This window comes from Bradyrhizobium sp. USDA 3315 (genome assembly GCF_054056795.1).
Window position 1 is genome coordinate 4897157 of record NZ_JBSRYP010000001.1, and the last position, 20810, is coordinate 4917966.

19 protein-coding genes and 1 pseudogene are annotated in these 20810 nt (G+C 58.0%); 8 read left to right on the forward strand and 12 right to left on the reverse strand.

What is annotated here, in order from left to right; genetic code table 11:
• Window positions 1-114: 114 nt before the first annotated feature.
• Together ACVIYL_RS22565 and ACVIYL_RS22570 are read right to left on the reverse strand one after the other, a co-directional pair.
• Window positions 115-1272, reverse strand: coding sequence for an HlyD family secretion protein (locus ACVIYL_RS22565; protein ID WP_456779817.1), 1158 nt, complete (start codon window positions 1270-1272; stop codon window positions 115-117).
• A 988-nt stretch (window positions 1273-2260) separates the two neighbouring features.
• Window positions 2261-2443, reverse strand: coding sequence for a twin-arginine translocation signal domain-containing protein (locus tag ACVIYL_RS22570; protein ID WP_456779818.1), 183 nt, complete (start codon window positions 2441-2443; stop codon window positions 2261-2263).
• 781 nt (window positions 2444-3224) lie between these two features.
• Here ACVIYL_RS22570 and ACVIYL_RS22575 point away from each other — a divergent pair.
• Window positions 3225-3473: a hypothetical protein gene (locus ACVIYL_RS22575; RefSeq protein ID WP_456779819.1), complete on the forward strand. Its 249-nt coding sequence runs from the start codon at window positions 3225-3227 to the stop codon at window positions 3471-3473.
• Between the two features lie 430 nt (window positions 3474-3903).
• On the opposite strand, the gene ACVIYL_RS22580 is transcribed toward ACVIYL_RS22575, so the two are convergent.
• The 3 genes from ACVIYL_RS22580 to ACVIYL_RS22590 all read right to left on the reverse strand — a co-directional run bounded on the left by ACVIYL_RS22580 (window position 3904) and on the right by ACVIYL_RS22590 (window position 5488).
• Complete coding sequence (locus ACVIYL_RS22580) at window positions 3904-4077, reverse strand: hypothetical protein (protein ID WP_456779820.1); 174 nt, start codon at window positions 4075-4077, stop codon at window positions 3904-3906.
• Between the two features lie 524 nt (window positions 4078-4601).
• Window positions 4602-4826 (reverse strand): hypothetical protein, encoded by a 225-nt coding sequence (locus ACVIYL_RS22585; protein ID WP_456779821.1) that lies wholly within the window; start codon window positions 4824-4826, stop codon window positions 4602-4604.
• 212 nt (window positions 4827-5038) lie between these two features.
• The gene (locus ACVIYL_RS22590) at window positions 5039-5488 is read right to left on the reverse strand and encodes an EAL domain-containing protein (RefSeq protein ID WP_456779822.1); all 450 of its coding nucleotides are present in this window, start codon (window positions 5486-5488) and stop codon (window positions 5039-5041) included.
• Window positions 5489-7882: 2394 nt separating this feature from the next.
• Between ACVIYL_RS22590 and ACVIYL_RS22595 the strand changes: the two genes are divergently transcribed.
• Complete coding sequence (locus tag ACVIYL_RS22595) at window positions 7883-8431, forward strand: phasin family protein (RefSeq protein ID WP_456779823.1); 549 nt, start codon at window positions 7883-7885, stop codon at window positions 8429-8431.
• Between the two features lie 204 nt (window positions 8432-8635).
• On the forward strand, window positions 8636-8866 hold the full coding sequence (locus tag ACVIYL_RS22600; protein ID WP_456779824.1) for a hypothetical protein: 231 nt from the start codon (window positions 8636-8638) through the stop codon (window positions 8864-8866).
• Window positions 8867-9163: 297 nt separating this feature from the next.
• On the opposite strand, the gene ACVIYL_RS22605 is transcribed toward ACVIYL_RS22600, so the two are convergent.
• The 3 genes from ACVIYL_RS22605 to ACVIYL_RS22615 all read right to left on the reverse strand — a co-directional run bounded on the left by ACVIYL_RS22605 (window position 9164) and on the right by ACVIYL_RS22615 (window position 12136).
• The gene (locus ACVIYL_RS22605) at window positions 9164-9382 is read right to left on the reverse strand and encodes a hypothetical protein (RefSeq protein ID WP_456779825.1); all 219 of its coding nucleotides are present in this window, start codon (window positions 9380-9382) and stop codon (window positions 9164-9166) included.
• A gap of 1795 nt (window positions 9383-11177) precedes the next feature.
• Entirely contained in the window at window positions 11178-11720 is a 543-nt protein-coding gene (locus tag ACVIYL_RS22610) for a hypothetical protein (RefSeq protein ID WP_456779826.1), read from the reverse strand.
• 14 nt (window positions 11721-11734) lie between these two features.
• On the reverse strand, window positions 11735-12136 hold the full coding sequence (locus ACVIYL_RS22615) for a hypothetical protein (RefSeq protein WP_456779827.1): 402 nt from the start codon (window positions 12134-12136) through the stop codon (window positions 11735-11737).
• Between the two features lie 3 nt (window positions 12137-12139).
• Between ACVIYL_RS22615 and ACVIYL_RS22620 the strand changes: the two genes are divergently transcribed.
• Both ACVIYL_RS22620 and ACVIYL_RS22625 read left to right on the forward strand, forming a co-directional pair.
• Complete coding sequence (locus ACVIYL_RS22620; RefSeq protein ID WP_456779828.1) at window positions 12140-12382, forward strand: hypothetical protein; 243 nt, start codon at window positions 12140-12142, stop codon at window positions 12380-12382.
• Between the two features lie 458 nt (window positions 12383-12840).
• Window positions 12841-13260 (forward strand): globin domain-containing protein, encoded by a 420-nt coding sequence (locus ACVIYL_RS22625; RefSeq protein ID WP_456779829.1) that lies wholly within the window; start codon window positions 12841-12843, stop codon window positions 13258-13260.
• Window positions 13261-13693: 433 nt separating this feature from the next.
• On the opposite strand, the gene ACVIYL_RS22630 is transcribed toward ACVIYL_RS22625, so the two are convergent.
• From ACVIYL_RS22630 to ACVIYL_RS22640, 3 genes and pseudogenes are all read right to left on the reverse strand, one after another.
• Window positions 13694-14224, reverse strand: coding sequence for a hypothetical protein (locus ACVIYL_RS22630; protein ID WP_456779830.1), 531 nt, complete (start codon window positions 14222-14224; stop codon window positions 13694-13696).
• A 93-nt stretch (window positions 14225-14317) separates the two neighbouring features.
• Window positions 14318-15756 (reverse strand): annotated as a pseudogene (locus ACVIYL_RS22635) (IS5 family transposase).
• A gap of 354 nt (window positions 15757-16110) precedes the next feature.
• Complete coding sequence (locus ACVIYL_RS22640) at window positions 16111-16512, reverse strand: avidin/streptavidin family protein (protein WP_456779831.1); 402 nt, start codon at window positions 16510-16512, stop codon at window positions 16111-16113.
• Window positions 16513-16929: 417 nt separating this feature from the next.
• Between ACVIYL_RS22640 and ACVIYL_RS22645 the strand changes: the two genes are divergently transcribed.
• Window positions 16930-17781, forward strand: coding sequence for a hypothetical protein (locus tag ACVIYL_RS22645; RefSeq protein ID WP_456779832.1), 852 nt, complete (start codon window positions 16930-16932; stop codon window positions 17779-17781).
• Window positions 17782-18031: 250 nt separating this feature from the next.
• Here the strand turns inward: ACVIYL_RS22645 and ACVIYL_RS22650 are convergent, their stop codons facing one another.
• Complete coding sequence (locus tag ACVIYL_RS22650; protein WP_456779833.1) at window positions 18032-18295, reverse strand: hypothetical protein; 264 nt, start codon at window positions 18293-18295, stop codon at window positions 18032-18034.
• A gap of 886 nt (window positions 18296-19181) precedes the next feature.
• Here ACVIYL_RS22650 and ACVIYL_RS22655 point away from each other — a divergent pair.
• Window positions 19182-19736: a hypothetical protein gene (locus ACVIYL_RS22655; protein ID WP_456779834.1), complete on the forward strand. Its 555-nt coding sequence runs from the start codon at window positions 19182-19184 to the stop codon at window positions 19734-19736.
• A 350-nt stretch (window positions 19737-20086) separates the two neighbouring features.
• On the forward strand, window positions 20087-20377 hold the full coding sequence (locus tag ACVIYL_RS22660) for a hypothetical protein (protein ID WP_456779835.1): 291 nt from the start codon (window positions 20087-20089) through the stop codon (window positions 20375-20377).
• Window positions 20378-20810: the final 433 nt, after the last annotated feature.

Below are 20810 nucleotides of genomic sequence, written 5' to 3' on the forward strand. Positions count from 1 at the left end.
GAAGAGCGCGCCAATACCACTTCATCGGATTAAGCAACGGAAAGACGGTAAGGCGGAGCCCAATTATGAAAGCAGCGCCTGCCAGGGCAGCAGCGATTGGTGACAGCAGAAGCATCAGAGTCCGTACCGCGTAATGAACCGACGGAATTGAGCGATTGGGCCGCCCGTGAAGATAACGCGTCCAGTACGCCCAATCGCGCAGCTGAGATCCGGCTCTCCTGCGAGGTCTGAAACAGTCACGGTAACATCAAAGCGCTGGAGATGTTGTGCACTTGGACCCACCGCAAGATTGGTGTAGAGCGAGGCTGCGCCGGATCCGCCAAGGCGGGTTATGGTTCCATTGAAAATACGATCATCCCCAAACAACCGAAATTGGACGGCCGTTCCTACCGAAAGACTGTCATAGAGAGATTCGCTGACGCCGGCGGTGACAATCAGCGTATTGCAATCGACGATCTTGACGAGATCCTGGCCGCGCCGCGCGTATTGGCCATCGTCTACTAATACGTCCCAGACCAGGCCAACGACGCTGGCATTAAGCGTAGCGAAGCTCAAACTATTGACACGAAGGCGCTCGGCATCGATTTGCCTGTCGAGCTGGACAATACGAGCGTTCACCTGCTCCTTGTCGACATTCAGCTCGGCCAGCCGCTGCTCGAGCTCTCGGATACGTTGAGCCGAGGAGGGGGCGTCGTTATAGGACTCCCCGATGAAGACGCCGTCGCGAGCGGATGTAAGTTCCGTCTCTAGGTAATTCACTCGCTGCTGCGCACTCTCCAGTTCTTGCTGCGCGACGTCGTAAGTTGCGCGAGCGCGATCCAGATTTGCCGCCGTCTGTACACCACGCGTGCTTAGTTCGTTTGCCCGCCTGAATTCTGCGTCCGCTTGACGAAGGCGCGCGGCCGCAGCGTCTTGAGCTGCTTTCGTTTCGGCAATTCGGGCCTCAATCTGCCGAACCCTGCCGCGCTGGTAATCAGTTGATTGAGTATCGAAGCGAGACCTGGATGCGGACAAGGCCTCTCGCTGGCCAACGAGGCGGTTGAGCTCGATTTGCTGGTTAGCGCGATCGCGATTGAGCTCAAGAAGCCTCGCGGTATCGAAGCGTTGGTCGTTGATTTCAGCTATGAGCTCGCCGGGGCTAATGCGCGCGCCGATGCTCCTTACGGCAAGCGTTACCTTTCCTTCGATTGGAGCGCGAACGATGTAGAGTCGAGCATTGAGCGTAGCATCCGCCGATGTCCCGGCAAAGTGCTCACCGATAAGAACGTACAATCCCACTGCCAACAGGGCCAAACCGACGATTGCTCGTGCCAGCCTCATAAGGAAATTCCGACTGCATTTATGATGGGAAGGCCGCGAAGCGGTATTTTCCACTCCGAGCAAACATATCCTGTGCAGCCTGAGGGCGAATCGTGTTCCCCAAGGCGACCCTTCGCGCCTGCTCTGGATTGCCAAGCCCGGTGCCGCTCGGATGCGAGTGTTAGCGGCTCAGGCGTCATTGATCAGACTAACAGGCTGGTAAAGAATGGCTTCGTGATCTCAGCGGCAGGAAGATCCGTCTCGTCGGAAGCGACAACGGTGATAAATTCGTTCCTACAGTTCCAGCAGCGCCAAAGATCTTGGACCTCCCGCGCACCCGTGCGTTCATGCCACTCAAGGTAGACCAATGCAGAGCCACATCGAGGGCAGTGTTTGTGACGTGCTATTGAGACTGACTCCATGTGACAGCCCGTGTCATTGCGCAAAAGATCATAGTCGAAGAAGCAATATTGTAGCCGTCGCTTCGCGAGCGGCTGCGGATCGATCCTTCTTTTCAAAGCTTGTGCCAACTGCGAGAGCTTGATCAGTAAAGACAATTTTCTCGAGGAAGCGTACCAGACCGACAGCATGTCAGAAATCGGACAGTCTAGGTCACGTTCTAACGCGAGGCCGCAAATCAGATTAAGTTTCGTTTGAGAAGCCCTGGGTGGATCGTTTGGTGAAGCTGCCTGGGAGGCGTCTCCGATCATAGATGGCCGATAGGGCCCCACCTGGCGGGACAACCGGATGCTCGTGGAAGTATGCTTTGCGTCGTGCGTATGGCACTCCCTGGCGCAAACGGCAGGCGTTCGGAGACTTGAACAGTCAGCTCCTGTGCTTCAGTCGGAGGGTATCAGGGGCGTTGGGTGACGGATCTTAGAGGCGGTGATATCCGGGACTTCGGATATCTGATCGCCGTCGATTCCGCCCGTCGTGCATCTGCACGCTGCTGGGGGATAGTTCAAAAATGTGTATTGGGACCGGATGTCCGAAAGCAAGGCCTCGGACGAGTCCGTTTTGCAATCCCGGGCCGGAAGGACTGCAGCAACGGCAGGCCCCCCGTAACCGCTGTTGCGCCAGCTGCAGCGGAAACAGCGAGAAACTTACGCCGGGGCTGGGTAGTCGTTTTGTTAGCCAGTGCCATGGTCCAGATCGTTGCTGTTGGGTAGGCCGAGGAGACGGCACGAACTTTCCTTCGGTTTGATTTCGCGGCACCACGACTTCATGGCAAAAGCAACTAATGACCATGAAATTTGGAAAGCCGCGCGCGCCAGCTACGGAACCGGCAATGGTGCGCGTCAGCCAACGTTAGCTGGTCAGCTCGATGGATGGCGCCGGGCGCAATCCGACCTCCCCAGCCGCCCTGAGGCTATCCGCCGGCTCGTAGAGCAGGCGAAGAGCCAGTCGAAGAAGCCATAGCGACGGGCCCTCAATCGCTGAAAGGCCGCGGGGATCGCCGCTGGCGGACTCCATCCGCGGGTTAGTTGCGAGAATAGGCGGGCGTTGAATGCCCTCCAATCCAGTGAGACTTCACCGCCAATTGCCATCGAACCGTTCCTTGACTGGCAGTATGTTGGTGATGATTCTGCGGTTGTAGCGGGCGATCTTTGATTGCCGTCGCGCTCTTTCCGCATCTCTCGCAATGGTAAATCCTGGAAAGCGCAGCTTTATCACCGGCTTGCAAACCGTTGTCGTATTCGGAACCATTCTCTTTCTGCAAAAACTGCGCATACTGGTAACGAACCGCGGCAAGGAATCTCAGGTTGAGAGAATCAGGTTTCAAAAACCTGCGGAATACACAACCGCAACCGCTAGTTTTACGCGAGTCAAGCCATCGTTCAGATGACTCAAATTAATGGCTTATCAATTCGCCGGTACCGATACCGGTAGCTAGAGCAAGGCTGCCCAACGGTGACGAAAGATCCGTGGATGCGCTGTCGAAGCTGCGCGTTCCGCAGTCCGAACTCAAGGAGTGCCAGTCAATAGCTGCTCTCAGCCGCAATAGCGCGGCATCAGAAGCACACCGAAGGAAAGCGGCTATGTTGACAGTCAAGCAGCCCTCTCGCCATGAGCGAGGTTTTGCAATCCGCAGCGCTTCCTACCAGCCCGATCCGATCGAGCTGCTCAGCGAATTCGCGCGGCGTGCCTCTCGCGCGCTCATCGCCCGGACCTAACGATGATCAAGCCGCCTCTCGGCGGCTTTTTCATGAGTGCCCCGTTCATGTGATAGCCCAGTACACCCTCGTCGAAGAGCTTCGCAGAATTCTGCAATTCTACAAAGCTCAGTGCCTTGCTGAACTGGATCAAAGTAGGAGATTGTTATAGAGGCCCACCACCTGTGGTGACGCGGTCCGTACTCAAGGCTAAATTTGATTCCTGTTACGGGTGCCTCTTTATCGTCCGGATCGTGATGGGTTAAGCGGATGACAGGTAGCACTCTCCCGAGCCTGATCAAGGTGTCCCCAGATCGGCAATGTCCTTTATCTCTTCAAGCGCAGCCTTCACACTATCGATCGCTACCCGCCTCCGACGCCGCATTGAAAGTGCGGAGACATTGGATTGCTCGAACAGGGTCCATTTGCCAAGCCTCCCGACGGGTCGACGTTAGCCTCGGAGCTCTTCGAGCAGCTTGGTGAGCGCAGCGATAACCACCACGAGCTTTGGAACAAGGTCGGCGGTAGAGGTCAGAACCCTCTCGCCTTTCCAGTAAAGCCGGCCGTTATCGTCGGTGGTGAACTGGTCAAGCTCATCTATAGAAACGACCTTTTTTTCCGCCATAGCAAGCTACCCGATCGACGCCTTATGGTCCGTCAGCATGAGCGTCGAAGGGGCTCAGCTCTAGCTACCAGTAACGGTGGGGCTGATCTCCGTTCAACCGCGTCGTTGACAATTGCATTTCCGGTAGTCGAGCGAGCAGTTAGCCGGCGCACTGTGATTTAGCGCACCTTTCCTCGGAGACGGCACTCTCCTCCGCCCGTAGCGCAGCGGCCCGGCAAACGATCAGTTCGTCGCCGTCATTTTCTTGCGAGGATCCGGCATCGGCCTAAATCCGGCATTGCATTCCAAGGCTTCGCGGCCGAGCATCGGTTCTGAGAAGCGTCCCTGAGGATCGCGGTCTTCCGCTCATTTTTATAGTACTTTTCTGCTCGTCAGTTGGAGCGTAGATCCGCCCCAATTCGCGGCGGTTGGATGAGTATGTTTCAAGCTTCACTGCGGCCTGGCTAAGCCGCGAGTGTTGCGCCGGCACGCCGCAGCCGTTGCCCCCCGCGTCTCGCCGACCATCCGATCAAGCAAAGCCGGCGTTACATCCGCGCCATGCGGCAATAGGATGTCGGCGAGACGCGAACGGTAGAAGTGTTGTCGTTGAGCAAGTTCGACCCGGACGTTAGCAATTGTCGAGCTGCGCCGGCATAGTTGCCGGTCAACACGTGGGTTACGACGAAAGGATCAATCCCGAACTCGGCATCATCAGTCATATTCTGAGCTGTCTTGGAGCTTCCGAGCGCGGCGTTGCGCGTCCGGAACATCGTGTTTTCTCGAGCAAGCCGGCGTTGTATCCGGGCCGAACCTCATTATCCAGCGATCCCAGAGCCTCGGGCTGGCTGGCCGCTAGCTATGCGGGCGAGGGTGATCCCGTAACCACAAGTCAAGCGCTTTCCGAGCACGCTGGAGATGTCTTTGGAGGAGATTGCGCATGACTTGCTTGCAAACCGTCATGTGGCATAAGCTCCTCAAGAACTCAGTGCGTCGGCTGGCGCATGTAGGCTTCTTGTCCATCTTCAGTAACCGCTCCGCGGCCGGCTTCACGATCGAGCAACGCGGGGATGCCGGCGGCTGAAACGGCACCACTGAACAGGTAACCTTGTCCTTCTGTGCAACCATTGGCCACCAGATAGACCAACTGGCCTTCATCTTCGACCCCCTCGGCCGTGGTCGTCAAACCAAATCCTTTAGCAAGGCCCAGTATAGCACGAACGATCACCCGGCTGTCCGAACGGTCACCGAGATGGGACACGAAGCTGCGGTCAATCTTGATCTTATCAAGACGAAACGAAAGCAGCTGGCTAAGCGTAGCATAACCTGTTCCGAAATCATCGAGCGCGATCAAGGATCGATAGAATGCGCTCTCCAAGCGCGGAATCCCGCAATTGAACAGGCGAAATGTTGCTGAGGGGGCCAAGATCGTCATCACTGATATTCTGCATACGGAAGGCGAAGCTCTTGCCGCTCAACTTGGCGGATCCGCCATCTTTGTGCGTCAGGACGTCACCCAGTCAGAGGAGTGGGCCGAAGTATCCTGATTTTCTCCGATGGATGCGGGCTAGACTTAAAGCAACGGCGAGATTTCAACTCGCCGAACTGTATGTCCCGAATCAGTTTTCGCTCGCCCTCCCACGAGAGCCGTAGTAGTGCGGTGAAATCTGTCCCGGGTCCGGTGAAAAGCCGACAAGATCGCCGTAGTTTTCGCTCGATGGTGCATTTTGTTTCGCTCGGCAACGTGCAGGCGTCGGTCGGTGCTGCGAGCTTGCCTTGTACAGCATACAGTCCAGTAGTGAGGTGCAATCTGGTCCGAAGTTTCCTCTGCGGCGACGGCCACGCCGTTCAATCGGGACGCTTGAACCTGACGTTGCGTCACGTTGTACAGATGGACTGCCCTCAGGCTAGTAATTCGGCGTTGCGCATGTCGGTTCATGCCTGCAACCAGACCAAACCTTCAACAAACTGAGGTGTTCAAGCGATGTCATTCTTCTTTTTGCTGTCGACCGCTTTCGCTGTCATCGGCACCTCTTACGCGGTGAGTGCATGGCTCTCCCACCGCCAGCGTAGCCGTCACATTTCCTTAATTCGCCCCACACAAGCGCCTAAGCGGAGAGCGTTCTGAATTGAAAACCGGGCAGGGTGCCTCATTGCGATACTCTCGATAAGAGAAATGCCATTGTTGCCTCCTCTTCATTTGCCACCATTGCTCGCTGTGGCCACGCTGCTCGTCGTTTGAGCAAGCGCCTCTCGAGTCCGCAAACGTCCTGCTAACCGTTGTCAGGCGAGGTTCTGCGCTCAAGCGCTGGGCAGCAAGCTGACCAAACGCATCGGCGCCAAAAAGGCAAAAGTTGCTGTCGCTCACAAAATGGCTGTCATTCTCCATGCCGTCTGGACCGATGGCGCTGAGTTCCAGGCAGAGACGCGCGCCGCATGAAGCAGCCTTAAACCAACCCGGATCCGGCTTCGGCGGAACAAGCGTCCCTGCCGGGACGAAGGTGTTGGCAATCTCGAAGTCGCCCCTGCGGGCGTTACGCACCGCGCTCTTCACATCGAGATGCCCGCCTCTTGAACGCCATTATGCGGCTCTCTTGCTCTCTTGCAGAGACGATCGCGGAAAGAACCATGAACCCGGCAGTGAATCGCGTTTGTCTATCAGGGTTGACACTGTGCCCGCGATTAAAGACGGCCGACTATTTGCCGATAGTTGAAGCAACGTAGGCAGATCGACCGCGTCGGCCTTGCGGCAATGGCGCCGACTGAAACAGTGTCGATGACGGCGCCAAAGGGATCTCATCCATGTCTGAGCTGCAGCGAAAGATTCGCTTGCACGGGTCGATGATTGCGGAGAGGACAAGGTCAACATGACGCCGTCGCGGCCAGGCCTGAGTGCAAGGACCGAAACCTGAGTAAGTCGCAAAGCAGACAAAGCCAACACAAACACGGTACGAACTGTCGACTATTGCCTGGCACGAAGAATGCAGACCCTCGACGTGCCGAGGGCACCCTCCCTCAGGCATGGCTACCATCGCAAGTTGAGGCCGTGGCTGGCCAGTGAGGTTAGTGGCGCGTGACATAAGCCAGGGACGGCGTCTGCTCGGCCGATACCGACGGGCGTCTTGTCACGTCGCTGCTAACTTTCCATGCTGCGGAACAGCGTGTTTGTAATCCGCGTAGCATTGGTGCCTCACAGAGAGAACAGATGGATCGGGGCGGCAGGTGAAAAATGGCAAGAATGAAACAAGAATGAAAAATGGCAAGAAAACGCGTGCTGTGGTTCTGTCTCGGCCTCTTGCTGGTCTGTGTGGCTGACTCGGCCCTCACAAGCAACGGTGTTCGCGCCAACGACAATCCCCTCATCCATAAAGTCAAATCGATCTGGCGAGCGCAGAACGGACAGACCGTCGAACGAATTATCTCGAAGCTCTCGAAAGTAGCGCACTTGGTCCCCCAAACCTGGGGCATTGCTGGAGGAGGATGCTTGACACCTTGCCCTCTCGAAAAAGCAGGTGGATCGAAGTCGGGAGGTCTTGGAGAGAACTGGCCGATGCCAACCTTACTCCCAGTGCTCTCAGGGATAGGAACTTCTCGCAGATCGCAGTGGGAGCAAACCCCGGTTGATAATTGCTGTGGGACGACCGAGTGATTTCGGCAATGCGCGGGCGAGGGAGCGAGATGTCCAATGAGGACAGGCGTACTATGACGCGCCGCTTTCGGAGCCGGCCGAGCGGCAGCGTAGAAGAGGTCCGCTAAAATGTAGCAAATCGCCGCACAAGGAGCCGATCGGAATCATGATGCCAGCGTGAGCATGGCGGAGGTTTGCAACTTGATTGATATCAAACCACGGAGTGATTTAGCAATGAGTCCAGACCAAAGTGAGACACCACGAAAGTCCGGCAAGGGCAACCCGAACGCGGATCGACAGAGCGACGAAACTGCACAGCAGAGGCGGAAATCGGGTCAACAAGAGGGCCCGCCGCCAGATCAATTGCAGCACACGCCGAAGGAGATCGGCGCGCAGTTCGCGTCAACTGACACCTCTTCGACTGACACCTCCTCGATCGGCCGGATCGTATCAGCGGAAACAGTGCCGGTCAGCTATCAAGAAATCGCAAAAACCTATGCTGACTATGCCAAAAAATCCTTCGAACACACCAAGTCATTTTTCGAGAAGTTGGCGGGCACGCGATCGTTTTATGAAACTCTTGAGATTCAAACCGATTTCCTGAAGCGGACTCATGAAACCCTCATTGCGGACTCTCAGAGGATCTATAGGCTCCACGGGGAATTGGCCAAGCAGACGATAATGCGTTTGCAGGGGTTAGGGCCCAAGACAAACCTGCCACGCTCTACAGACGTGCGACCGGGACAGTAATCCTGCGAAGCAGCGAGTAACGCAAATCAAGGTTCCGACGATCGTGGCCGGCTTGCGCTGGAAGTCGTACCTTCGCGGCGGATGGATCCTGGAAGGGCCGGGAGTTTCCGCCAAGCTCAGCGCGCCTCTGCGTTCCGGAGGAAGGCGTTGGAGAGGTATCATTCGCTTGGCGGCCGCAAGCAGCCTCCTGTCATCGAGAAACCGATGGAAACCCGTTTCGACCTGGACGTCATCGTGCGGCAATTGCGCGAACTAGCCAGTGAGGTCTCTGCTCAGTTACTATTCGACATTCGCTACGTGCTGCAGATGAAGCCGCGGTTTGGTCCTAAAGTCGAGGATTACCTCAAAGTCAGAGGCAGACCGGCATCCAAACGCTGCAGATATCCAGGGTCCGCTTTGGAATTCGCTAAAGTTGCTGAAGCCCAAGTTCGCTAGGGCGGCGTTGTCGTGCGGGCCATGCACCTATGCAAGCCAGTAGTTGTTGGGACTCGGATTGCCGTGTCAAGCTGCCGAACGCAACGCGCCGAATTGTGCAGGTTGGTCGTGTCGCCGGAGTGCACGCTCCGTCCTCGTGTCTGGAGCTGTGTAGTGCGCGGCGACCTACCGTACCTAGGCTGCGTGATTTTCATGGACCTGGTCTCCATCGGCATCATAGTAGTCGCAATGCTTATGCAATGAGGTGAAGATAGCGCCGACTTCGCGTTCCCGGAGCGCAGGAAGATGGATGGTTGGTTAGTGACAGCTGCTGTCTTCAAGGAAGACGGCGACGACGAAGAATTCAGACACGTAGTATACGCGGTTGCCGTCGCCGACCCGGCTGAAGCGGTGAGGATGACCATAGCGGACTGCGGCGCAAGGGCCGGAATGCTTAACTGTCCGCTTCAAAAGAAGCAGTTGCAAAAGCTTGGTTTGGAGCCCGGCGAACTGATCGCGATACACGATGGCAATCATCCAATCCCCGCGCCCTCTCGGCGTCATTAGCCACGTCTGGTCTCGTTCAAACGGTGTCGGGTTGACTGCGTGCATGTCTGAAAGTCGCACGAGAAGTGCACCGGGGTTGCGCCGTTTACACTCCGGTCGTCTGGCACGCGCGTTGCTGAGCAGTCTATGGCTTGGTCGCTTATTGATTGACCCTCGTGAGGGCCAGGTCTGTTTGAGGTGCGACGGCGTGCGGGCGGTCGTCAGCAGTCGCCCGCACGCTTTTCCGTCGCGTCGGCCTCACTGTGCTCTGTCGATACCGCGCCGTTTGGCTCTACTTCTGCATGGTGCCGTGGCATGCGAGTTGTTGAGAGGCTTATCGGCTTGGCTGTTTATCTTCACGCAACACGGACCAAGCTTGACGTAGCAAACTCCGCGCGGGCGGTCTCCAAATGCCCGCGCGTTCTTTCGGAGTCGCAGGCCGCGCGGCCGGCCACAGGGGGGCTGTGGAGATTGTTCCGTGACCCGTGATGAGGCTTTAAAGAACGCGATAGAGGCGCTGAAGGGATGGTCCGAAGGAAAGGCAGATACGAGCGTCGTACTTGCCGCGATTGCGGAGCTTATGGCGACCAGGCCGCCACCAAGGCCGCCTTCAAAACCGGAGCTCTCTTCATAAGGAATGTGCTGCAATGGAAAGGCTTGAATTTATACCGGCTTTCGAGGCAGCTATTCGCTCTGCCGACCCTGAGCCGCACTTCGGGAGATCGTCCGCCAGCGAGGAGGCCCGGACGAGTTCGCGAAGACGAAGACAGAGCGTGTACGCAAACATCCGCTTACACTCTTAAGGTTGATCAAAGTCATCTGCGACGCGGCGCATGAGGAGCATCGCTCATGAGAGGGCAAGCCGATGAAAGGCGAGCTCGACAATCGCGCTTTGTTCGTTGATTACTTGGTCAGGGTGGCTGCGAGCGATGTCAGATAACACTGAAAACATGACCCCCGGACGTTGGACCGCCTTCGATCGACCCGCCCGGTATTTACATGACGGCGGTTCAATTGGCGGCGTACTTCAAGATTACACCTGCAACGATCGTCCGTTGGGCGGAACAGCCCGACTTTCCATGCGCGAGCAATTCAACCGGTAAGGTAGCATGGCGTGCGACAGACGTGCAAGAATGGAACCGCCAGCGTAAGCGCGCATACCGCGCCGCGCTGCGAGCCCAAGAGAAGGCGGTGGAGATGGCCGTGGAGAGAGCTCGTCACCGCCAGCGCTTAATCGCCGCGTTTGCTCGCACATGTCCGCCGCAGGTCGAGCGATCGGCTGTTCCGCTGTCGGGCGCGCCTCTTTCGCACAAGATGATCGTCCAAGCGGATGGTTCCCTTGCGCCTGCGCCCAGTGAGCAGCATGACCGGCGCACGATGCCCAAAAATAGCCGCTGATCGTATCAGATCGGCGACCATTGAGAGGGCGCACGCAGTTAATCGCATGCGCTACAGTCGATCCACAGCCCAACGCCGCCCGCTTGAAATACATGCGGACGGCGTTGGCTCTAGCCCCCAGGAGGGTGTATGCAAAATCCTGACTTGGACAAAGTATGGATGAGGGGCGCGCCTTCGCCATCCGTATGACTCCGGTACTCCCCAATGAGTAGGGGAGCTGTGGCGCGAGGTCTAGGGTCGCGGGCGACTAAGTTACTCCGGCCTCAGCCCATGCCGGGGCGACCCGGACAATGGTAACCGAGTCGAGTGCGGTAATTGATGGAGCCGGCGCGGAGATCGCCCCGCATGTCGTTGGTGGCGTGAAGCTCCATGGCTAAGCGTTCGGCGTTTAGGACTTTAGGCGCCGATTCAGCGCTTCAGCCAAGCGTCGTTCGAAATCAGCCTTACGCTCCGCAATGGGGCGATCGAAAAAGTTGTCACGGACAACAATTCCGCGAGCCTCGTCTGTGTCGATATGATCGATGTTGCAGTCCTTGAACGTGCAGCCGGTGAAGGCGAGTTGTTCGGCGCTGCTATCGAGCACGATGGTGCATTTCACGAAGGTGCAGCCATCAAAGCGGGCAAAATGAATCTGGCCGCGGAAGTCAAATATCTCGGCGTGAAAGGTATCATTCCAGAATACGCGTTCTTCGTGGATATCGGTCACTGTTTCGCCTTTTAGCCCTCCGTGCCGCCGAGTTGCCTTTCGTCGAGCCCTTTCGACACGCACCGTCAAATACCTTGAACCGACCGCGAAGCTGTGGGCCAGCTTGACGCTCCCGAACTCCTCGGCAAGCGTGAGGTTCGCGACCGCTTCAAACTCTTCGGCAGCGAGATTGCGGCCGCGATTCCTGTTCAATTCGCTGAGCAGGTCTTTGCGGTCGCGCCTCATGTTTCTTTAGCCCGTCAGTCATTGCTCGCGCGCTTCACCGGCCTAGTTTGCACGTCGTTCTCACCGGAAGATTGTCGATCAGTGAGCGGCGCCTTGAAGAGCGTTTTGGTCGATCCTGCGCCATTCCAGATCGACATCGGGAAGATCTCTGGGAACCAATGTGCCAGTGAGGCTCCGCAATTGCGATGCCGCACGCCTGTATGCCTCCGACAAATCCAGGGCGACGCGATGATCTTTTCCCGAATGCAGTTGCTTCCCCCAAGACTTGGTAGGTTGAAGTTTGTTGGATAGCGCCCTTTGATAACCAATGATCCGATGGCCTGCAGGCCGAAAGGCAAGCCCAGGTTTGCCGGAAAAGGTGCGGATTTCGGCGAAAGTTGCCTCGGGCTGTTGCGACAATGGAAGCGGTAGGACACACGATGCTCCGCACTCTCTTTCTGATCGCCTTAACGTTTGTCGTCACGACAAAATCGGATGCTCAAGGCACCGACGCCAATCCCATCTATCTTGACCAGGGTGTGGATTGGACCGCGGCAGCGAGAGCTGACTTCTATTCGCGCGATCAGGGCTCGCGTTTGATTACGTTGTCTTGGATGCAGGCGCTGAAGCAAAGGAACGGACGGGACAAGTCTGAGCGATCAGGACAAAAAGGCGTTACTTGAATATCTCAAGACACTGTGACGCGCCTAGGCGCGCCTCTTTGACCGGCTTCCAACATGCTGCCGGTCCCTGTATCGTTTGCGCAAAAGACCCTCATTCGCCGAGTTCTCGCTGCCGGCGCGAGCATTGGAATGGACATCTGATCCAGCGCAGCTGCTCAAGGCCGCACAAGTGATGGCCCCACCAACGCTTGTCCTTCTGCCGACGCGTCGCGTGTGTGTAAGAAAAGAGGTTCCACATGCTCCCAAGCTCAACAGTGCATCACAAAGAATGCGTTCGCTGTGGTTCTGGATTAGTGACCCTTGAGTGGCACGAGCTCGTCAACGCGAATGAAGCTCAAGATCTTTGGCGCTGCTGGAACTGCAAACACCAGTTTGTCTCCGTCGTCACTTCAGATGAGAGGGAGCCCTCAGCCGCAGAGATCACAAGACCATTCTTTACGAGCCTGCTGGTGTGACCAATGACGCCGGAGCAGGTTGACCTTGTCAGGACATCATTTGACGCGATGTGGCCGATCCGCCGCGACCTCGCTGACCTGTGCTACAACAGGTTCGTCGAACTGGCTCCTGATGCAAGACAAATGTTCGGCGGCGATACTGAGAAGCAGCGGATGAAGGTGCTGGATATGATCACGGCACTGGTCGCCTCGCTCGACGAAAGACCGATGTTCCAATCGCTGATCGCGATTTCCGGTCACAAGCACGCCAGACTTGGCGTTCAGCCATCGCACTTTGTCGCAATGGGCGAGGCGTTGATGTGGAGCTTTGAGCGAAAATTCGGCGCTTCTTTCACCCCAGAGCTGAGAGATTCCTGGCAAACACTTTACGCCACCGCCCAGACCGAGATGCTGCGCGCGACTGGCCGGCATAGTTCATTTTGACTATGGCGGGCGAGAAGCCTAGTTCGTGACGTCGGACACCCGTAGAAGTAGGTCACGGCACAACGCTCAACACCACGCTGGTCTGTGGGGCTTGTCCGAACGGTGTTGAGCTGTCCATTCCTCGATCGGCGTCGAATTTGGCATGTGAGTGGGGTTCGCGCTGGCAGATCGGCGGGACCGCGAGTGAACGGAGTCGGCCGAGCGCCCCGAGGGCAGAAACCCGCTCCCGCTCGGAGGGCCTGACACTGTTAAAGGTGTTTCTGAGCTATCCAATCATGCGCATCCTCTCGTCTGCCACGGAAAGGCGCTCCGTGGGTGCGACCGGTGCTCGTGCTCTTGAGTCGACATTCCGCGATCCGCTGAATTGGAAAGTCTCCAACCCGTGCATCGACGAGTGCTAAGCGATGAGATCGTTAAGTGTTGAGATCCGCAGCTACTTGCCGATCGAATATTCGATCTCGACTTGCGACTCATTTACCCCTGCTTTGGGGTCGGCGTGGCCGGTTGTTCGCGCAATTCCACGAATATTAGCGAGCGTTCCGGTGCCGCCCGTGATGTACGAGACAGTCGTGCTGCTAAGCGTTCCCGGCCCCGCGCTATGAGCGAGCACAGTTCCTCGGGTGAAGAACTTGTCGCCGTTCTCGAACACATAGACATTGTATATGCTGGCGGGACCATTATTGTCGACGTAGTCGGAAACGCCCCGCGTCCACGTTTCCTTGATCTTCAAACCATTGACGACGGGAGGGTTAGTCGGAAAAGTGCGATCAATTTCAGATGATCGCACCTGATGGCCCGCGACGTCGCCGACGTCGAGAAACTGCTGTTGTGTGTATTTGGCATTTTCCGCGCCCGCTTTGTAGGATACGCGCTGTAACTGTTGGGCAAAGGCATCGCTGATCGGGACAGCAACAGCGAGACATATCAGAGCTGATATCCTTAGATTAGTAGCGCGTCGTTCCATGATAACCTCCTGGACTAGCAACTGAACGCCTTTGTGACGTTCCAGCCTCGTGATTTGCCACGCTAGTTCGCGGCAACGCTCTCTAGTCGACCGTTAAGAAGCCGGATTGAGCTGAGCTGGACAGTTGAGCGTGAGCCAGAGCGAGACCAACAACAGGCGCAAAAGTTCTCTGAACCAGGCGAGGATGCGACGGAAGTTGTGGCCGACGGCTGAGAGGACGACGTTGGCGGCGTCGCCGGCGCGGCCTTTGAGGTAGCACCGGCCGAGGTGTCCTTCGGCCTTGAGGTGTCCGATGATGGGCTCGATGGCGGAACGGCGGCGCAGCTCGCGCTTGATGGCGCCGAAGACACCGCGCTTCTGGCCGGAGATAAAGACACGGCGGGGATTTTGCGCGTCGTGGCCGCGGTAGCCCTTGTCGACATAGGTCCGCTCGATCGCACAGCCGGTGAGTGTCTCGGTGCGGTCCATAGCGTCCCGCAACGTGTGACCGTCGCGCTGTCCGTACTGCTGACGCGCGCGCAGCCATTGGCGAGCGGCGCCGTTTTGGTCGCGATCTCCTGAAGGATGCACCGCTGCTCGTGCCGGTCGGGCAGTGTCGGGCAGCGACCTGGCATGCAGCACGAACAGGCACCGGGGGCGCGGCGATTGTTGGCAACGATGGAGGCCTTTACGCCGAACTCATAAGGTGCGGCGGCCTTGCCCTTGCCGATGCACTCAACCTCCGGGGCATGGAAAGAATAAAGCTTGAAACCGCGCTGGCGCTGCTGCTGCGAGCGGATCTGCGAGGCCCGGCCAAGCGGGAGGGCGAACGCCTCCTCCAGCGTCGCCTCGCCCTAGATCTTGCGGCGGATGTCGCGGATAATCCGCCCCAGCCGGCTGCGCAGGATACGCAGCTGCCGCTGATGCCGGTTGAACTGCTTGGCATAAGCGTAACGGCCCGCCATCATCGCCGCGCTTTTTGCCACGCGACAATAGGATTGCCGCAGCCTGACCCCGTGCTTCCTCGCCAGGCGGTTCAGCCCCCGGATCGCTGCATGCAGCAGCTTGGCGTCGGTCGGGAAGCTGATGGCCTTCGGTTGCACTGTGGTGTCGACCGTGACCCGCTTGAGGTCCTGGCTGCGTAACGCACCGGTCTCGTGCGCCACCCGAAGGCTCTCGGCCAACAATCGCTCCAGCTTGTCGCCGAGCCGCTTGCGCCAATGGCTCAGGTCCGAGCGCTCGTGCGGGAAAACGTGCTGGAAAAACTCCTCGCCGGTGAAGAACTGGAAGTACGGATCGTGCACCCAGCGCTCGCACACCCCCTCATCGGACAGCCCGTAAATGTGCTTGAGCAACAGCAGCCCGATCATGAAGCGGGTCTCGATCCCCGGCCTGCCGCTCTCGCTGTAGAGCGGGGCGATCTCGCTGTCGATCCAGTCCCAGTCGATCTTGCCGGCAAGCAGGACGAGCTCGTGCTTCATGTTGATGATCTGGTCCAGCCGTGCCCGGAACAGATCGTTCGATCCCGTCGTCTTATGCTTCTTCGGCCGCATCGCTCCTCCGGTGCACCACAGAAGCACGGTTCACAGCGCAGAGGAATCCACAAAACGAATTTGCAAGGTTTGCGGCGCTCAAGCCTCAAATCCCTGCAATCTCAAACGCCGTCAAATCCTAAAAAACAGACTCCCGCTCAATCGCTTACTGGCTTGTTCACAGCCGACTCTCTAAAGTGGCCCTACGAGCAGTGATACCGCAGTTCGCGTCTGTCTCCAGCGTGCCCAACCCATCGTTCGTGCGCTCCTCGCAACAAGATCACCTGCATCATTGCTGAAGCAGACGCTCATACGATCACGTATCCAGCAAGGATGTTAAGAGCGATCAACAACGCGACTTCCACCAGGTTTGGTCTACCTCCTCGTAAAGAAATCCCAGCCAGTCATTTTGTGAAAGTTCCAGTCCGCCCCCACGTAGTACATCGTCCATCGAGTTGGAATCTCGTCACCCGCTACACGGCCATGCCAGATCGTCATTGTTCTGCAGGTCGGAGCTGTGGGTGAGGTCCAATTGACGTAGAAATCTATTCTGTTCGCCGTGACGTTTCCGGCTGCAGGGTACGGATATCCCTGGCACGAAAATCCCGCCGCGTTGTTCACATACGTCCCCGTGAAGTCGCCTGTTGATGCGTCTAGCGTCTGTATCGAAAGAACGGAGCCCCTTTGATTCACCCACGTAGAAGGGACTGGCAGCTGCGCGTGCGCCGGTAGCGATACGATGGCAAGGAGCAGCAACGCAAACAAGCGTGTCATCATAGTGATCTCCTAGGCCGCTTCAATAAAGCCAGCTCGGGTCATGATCCGGCTCATTAAGGACGGGTGAGCTGCCCGTGTGGAGTATCTCCCCCAGCGTTCCGCCCAACTCAGACAGAACGGATAGCGTGAGGCTTACAGTCATCCTCGTTCGCACGAACTTGGCTACCTTACGATCGGTGGTCACCAAGCGTTAAATTTCAACAGAAATCACCGACGAGATCTGGTAGTCGACATGGCAAGTTCTCGATGTTTCAAACGACCATTGGCACCTTGGTTGCCGAGTTGCTTAGGGCGCTACTACTGCAGGTGGATCACGCACAAACGCGACCACGACCGCTTTCTCGATTCATTGGATCGCATTCACGAATGAGTCTCGCCTTGCGAAAACTCAAGTGCCTCACTCACATCGGGATAGGCTTGACTTCCAAGGTGCCACTCGACGCCATCTTCGAAAACAGCGATGCTTCGCGAATGCGCTATCCCGGCGGCATGGGCCGCATCTATCAACGTCTGATTTCCATGATGCCTCCGCACCGGGTCTACATCGAGACGCGCTTGGGCGGCGGCGCAATCCGCCGCGCCAAACAGCCCGCGCAGCGCAGCATCGGCGTGGAGATCGACCCCTCCGTGGTAGCGGAGCGGCGGATCGATTTCGATATCCGAGCGGAGATCGTGCATGGCGACGCGCTCGAATTCCTGAAGACATACGACGTCGTCGGCGGCGAGGGGGTGGGCTGCGATCCGCCCTATCTCCCCAACACTAGGCGGCGAGCGAAGGCCTACCGGTTCGACTACCGCGAGCACGACCATGTCGAGCTCTCGCCGTCCTTTAGGCCTCTGCTCTGCGCAGTCATGCTCTCAGGCTACCCGTCCCAGCTCTACGACGCGGCTTTGCCCGGATGGAGAGGGGTCGAGATCGCCGCGACGACGTACGTTGGCGCAGCGACCGAAATCGTGTGGATGAACTACGGCAGGCCGCCGGTGCTGCACGACCATTCGCACGTCGGTCGCGGCTTCGGCGAGCGCGAGGCCATTAAGCGCCGCCGCATCCGCCTCGTCTCGAGAATCCGGAGAATACCGCCAGGGAGCGCAGCGCGCTGTATGCCGAGCTCGCGGCGGGCGGAGCCGGAGCTCTTCCAGGCTGGGCTTTCGGCCGGCTCCGGCTTTGGCGAGGAAGATGCCGGAGATTCCCGATACCCTCGACGCCTACGCACGAACCTTCCTGAGGGGATTACGGTACGACCAAGTGGGGACCAGCGTCGGTCGTGATCTTCGAGGAGGAGGGAAGCGAAAGGCTACCGGTCATTATGCTGACCGGTCGCTTCGGCGTCGGTGCGGCGGCAACATCCAGCGGAGCTCGATTGCGTCCGGCTCTCTCCGCAATCGCCTGGTGCAGACGGCAGCGATGCTGAAGCCGTCCTCCATTCAGGTTCCAGTGCGTCGCGACGCTCCTCGCCGTGCAGCAGGACGCCGACGGCGGAAAATCCGCTACGGGACCGCGCTACGGGACGCCGACCGCCTACCTGCGAGCGCCGTATTCGCGCGCCTGAATCCCGACCGCGGCGACCGGGCGGCACATCGAAATAAGCAGAAGGCCAACGATCGGTGAACTCCGTTGGCCCGCGAATCCCGAATTCGTCGAGGCGGCGCAATTGCTGGCGTAAAGCGTCGTCGAGATGATAACCAACGCGCTGTGGAGGGGGACGACAGCCTGCGCGCCGAGGTCCTGGCCGCGCGTGGCGACCGCCTGCGGGGCGACGAGATGGAGCGATAGGTCGCGCAATTTGCCCCGCCCCGGCGTCGCGGATTCACTCACTGGCTTCGAGCCGTTCCGCTGCAGCCATGCCTACCGCGAGTTCGAGAGCAGACTCCTCGCGCCGGCCCAGGCTCCGGAATACGATCTGGCGTTCGTGCTTCTCCGGAACCCTCAGATCTGCTGCCCGTGGAAGCAAAGATCGTCGCGACTGATGGGACGATCGCGGGCTACGTCCGAGACATCAATGGCCAGTATCGCACCTGCCGTTACTATCGCACCTGCCGTTACGCGCCGACAACGACGACATTGTGTTGGCGCGTCCTATGAGCACTTTCGCTGACCGTTCCCAGCGGCGTGTCCCGCTCAGCTATGTGGGGCTCAGTTGCGACCACGAATCCAAAGTACTATGTCGCTCGATCCAATTACGCGTCTTGGATAATACGGGTTTATCGTTCCAGCTAACATCGTAGTCAAACTTGCAGGAAGACTATTCAGCAGTTCGCCCGCAAATCGTTTTGCGTCAGCCTCGCCCGGAAAAGTTCTGGTTTCTCGAATGGGATATCGATTTGGCCGGCTCGATTGATTAAAGGAAACATACCAAGTGTGTCGTAGCCATATCCGTTTCGTGCTCATCGGCCGATAGACTTTAGGTCCCAAAACCGACCGACGCATGCGATGTAGCCAAGTCGGTACAGCGTTTTCACTGACGATCGATAACCAAGGTGGTCATAGCGCCATCATCAGGTCTTTTGCGGTTATTTGTAGTTTGATTGTGTCCGACAATTATAGGGATTTGAACCCGCAAGTTCTTGTAGTTGACCAGCGTGGCGTTCTCTGGGCCGAATCGCTCTCACAAACCACCTTGTGCCGGTCGCAACGCTCGAACCGGGACTGAAGGCAGGAGAGCCAAACTATGTCTCCATTAGAAGCAATCGCCCGTTGGCTGGATGGCCAGGACTTGGATACGCAACTGGAGGTCGCTGCATTCGCGACATTCCTGCTCTTCGGGGAACGTGCCGTTCTCACGCTTGGTACGCCGGACCAGCTCGAAACTCTTCAACGATGGCTGACCGAACCAAAGTTGGAGTCGCGGGCCGCCGCAGGTCGTGCTCTGACCTTCCGAGTCGTCTTCGAGTATTTTGCCGAGGGGCGAATTGCAAACGACGGATGGAAACAAACCGAGGAGCTGCTGATCAAGACGCTGAAACAGGCTGAACGCGACGGAAGGTTTGCGGCTGCGCGCAAGGCGCAAAGGAAGCTACAACTATTGCCAGCTCGAAAGGAGAACTGGTTTCGTGTTGCGAAATCTTGGAATGGCTTGGCTGCGACTTACTTAACACGCCAGGCTCTCATTGGAGCGCCGGCGAGATGCGACTTGAGAGGAATTTCAAGTGGTGAATGTCCTCCGGTGGTGCCCACGGCGTCTGCTCCGATGGTCGCCACTAAAACCGGCGCGCCCAGTGCATGAGCCGTTTCGCACAGCCCGCTTGGTGATACGTAGTGATCTCGCGCTCTACCGACGTCTGGTTTGGGCGCTACATCGTGAACGCGACCGAGCGGGCCGCCGCCCCTTGCGGTGGACGTTGTACGCGTACTTCGGCCGAGCACATCAAGCGATCGAAGATTGACGGCACCGGCCATTGCGCTGGCGTTCCGTTCGTGGTTGACCGCTTCGTCTCCGATTCCGCCCCGAACGACGGGCCTTGCGGGCTGTCCGTCCTCACGCGCGACCGCCATCCACTAGCCACATTGACGGCAGATATGGCCACACGCGCGATGCGAGCGCTGCGGTTTTGAGCGACGGCGGAAGTGATGCTCATGCGCGATGCTCCTCATGCCTGCGTCGAAAATGATCTTAATCAGTCTAAAGAACGTAAGCGGATGTTTGCGTATGAGTTCTGTGGTTGCCATCGCGAACTCGTCATGGCCTCCGCGTTCGCGGATGGTTTCCCGGAGTACGGCGAGCTTGTCGGGGTCGGCAGACCGAAGAGCGGCTTGGAAAGCCGGTATGAATTTGAGCCTGTCCATCGCAGCGCGCCTCCTCAGGCGATTGTGAGTGCTGGCCCTTCGAAGATAACTTCTGTTTTCGAGGCGGCGGCCTATCCATAGGCACCGATCGCCCAATTAGGAGTGGTTGCGATCTCCCCTCACACCATTGCCTGCGTGTGCCTTGGTGGCGTTCTCCAAAGCCTCTTCACGGGTCACGACATATTTTCCACGCAGCTTGCCGCACGGAAGAGGCGCAGTAAGCTGAAGCATCCGTCGTGCGAGGCTGCGCGACGGCGGGCAGTCCACTTGGCGCGGGCGAGATGCGTCTCACAGGAGCGGCGTGCGCGCTCGGGTTTGCGTTTGGGGGTGGTACGCAACACGATCTCCTCAAGTGGGCGAACGCGATCGCCGCAGCGGGGAATATCGCTCGTCCGCCGTGCCACGATCAGTGTAACAGCTTCCGTTATCGCGCCGTCGAGCTTTCTAGTATCGCTCCGGCGAAGTTGTCGCCGGAGGGAGGCAGCAAATCCAGCGAGCCGTTCACGCCTCCGTC

Excerpts from the sequence above, each read along its gene's own strand:
- ACVIYL_RS22570 (WP_456779818.1), bottom strand. The coding sequence starts at position 2,443 with ATGGCACTGGCTAACAAAACGACTACCCAGCCCCGGCGTAAGTTTCTC.
- ACVIYL_RS22580 (WP_456779820.1), bottom strand. The coding sequence starts at position 4,077 with ATGGCGGAAAAAAAGGTCGTTTCTATAGATGAGCTTGACCAGTTCACC.
- ACVIYL_RS22585 (WP_456779821.1), bottom strand. The coding sequence starts at position 4,826 with ATGTTCCGGACGCGCAACGCCGCGCTCGGAAGCTCCAAGACAGCTCAG.
- ACVIYL_RS22590 (WP_456779822.1), bottom strand. The coding sequence starts at position 5,488 with ATGACGATCTTGGCCCCCTCAGCAACATTTCGCCTGTTCAATTGCGGG.
- ACVIYL_RS22600 (WP_456779824.1), top strand. The coding sequence starts at position 8,636 with ATGGAAACCCGTTTCGACCTGGACGTCATCGTGCGGCAATTGCGCGAA.
- ACVIYL_RS22605 (WP_456779825.1), bottom strand. The coding sequence starts at position 9,382 with ATGATTGCCATCGTGTATCGCGATCAGTTCGCCGGGCTCCAAACCAAG.
- ACVIYL_RS22610 (WP_456779826.1), bottom strand. The coding sequence starts at position 11,720 with ATGAGGCGCGACCGCAAAGACCTGCTCAGCGAATTGAACAGGAATCGC.
- ACVIYL_RS22620 (WP_456779828.1), top strand. The coding sequence starts at position 12,140 with ATGCTCCGCACTCTCTTTCTGATCGCCTTAACGTTTGTCGTCACGACA.
- ACVIYL_RS22625 (WP_456779829.1), top strand. The coding sequence starts at position 12,841 with ATGACGCCGGAGCAGGTTGACCTTGTCAGGACATCATTTGACGCGATG.
- ACVIYL_RS22630 (WP_456779830.1), bottom strand. The coding sequence starts at position 14,224 with ATGGAACGACGCGCTACTAATCTAAGGATATCAGCTCTGATATGTCTC.
- ACVIYL_RS22640 (WP_456779831.1), bottom strand. The coding sequence starts at position 16,512 with ATGATGACACGCTTGTTTGCGTTGCTGCTCCTTGCCATCGTATCGCTA.
- ACVIYL_RS22655 (WP_456779834.1), top strand. The coding sequence starts at position 19,182 with ATGTCTCCATTAGAAGCAATCGCCCGTTGGCTGGATGGCCAGGACTTG.
- ACVIYL_RS22660 (WP_456779835.1), top strand. The coding sequence starts at position 20,087 with ATGCGCGATGCTCCTCATGCCTGCGTCGAAAATGATCTTAATCAGTCT.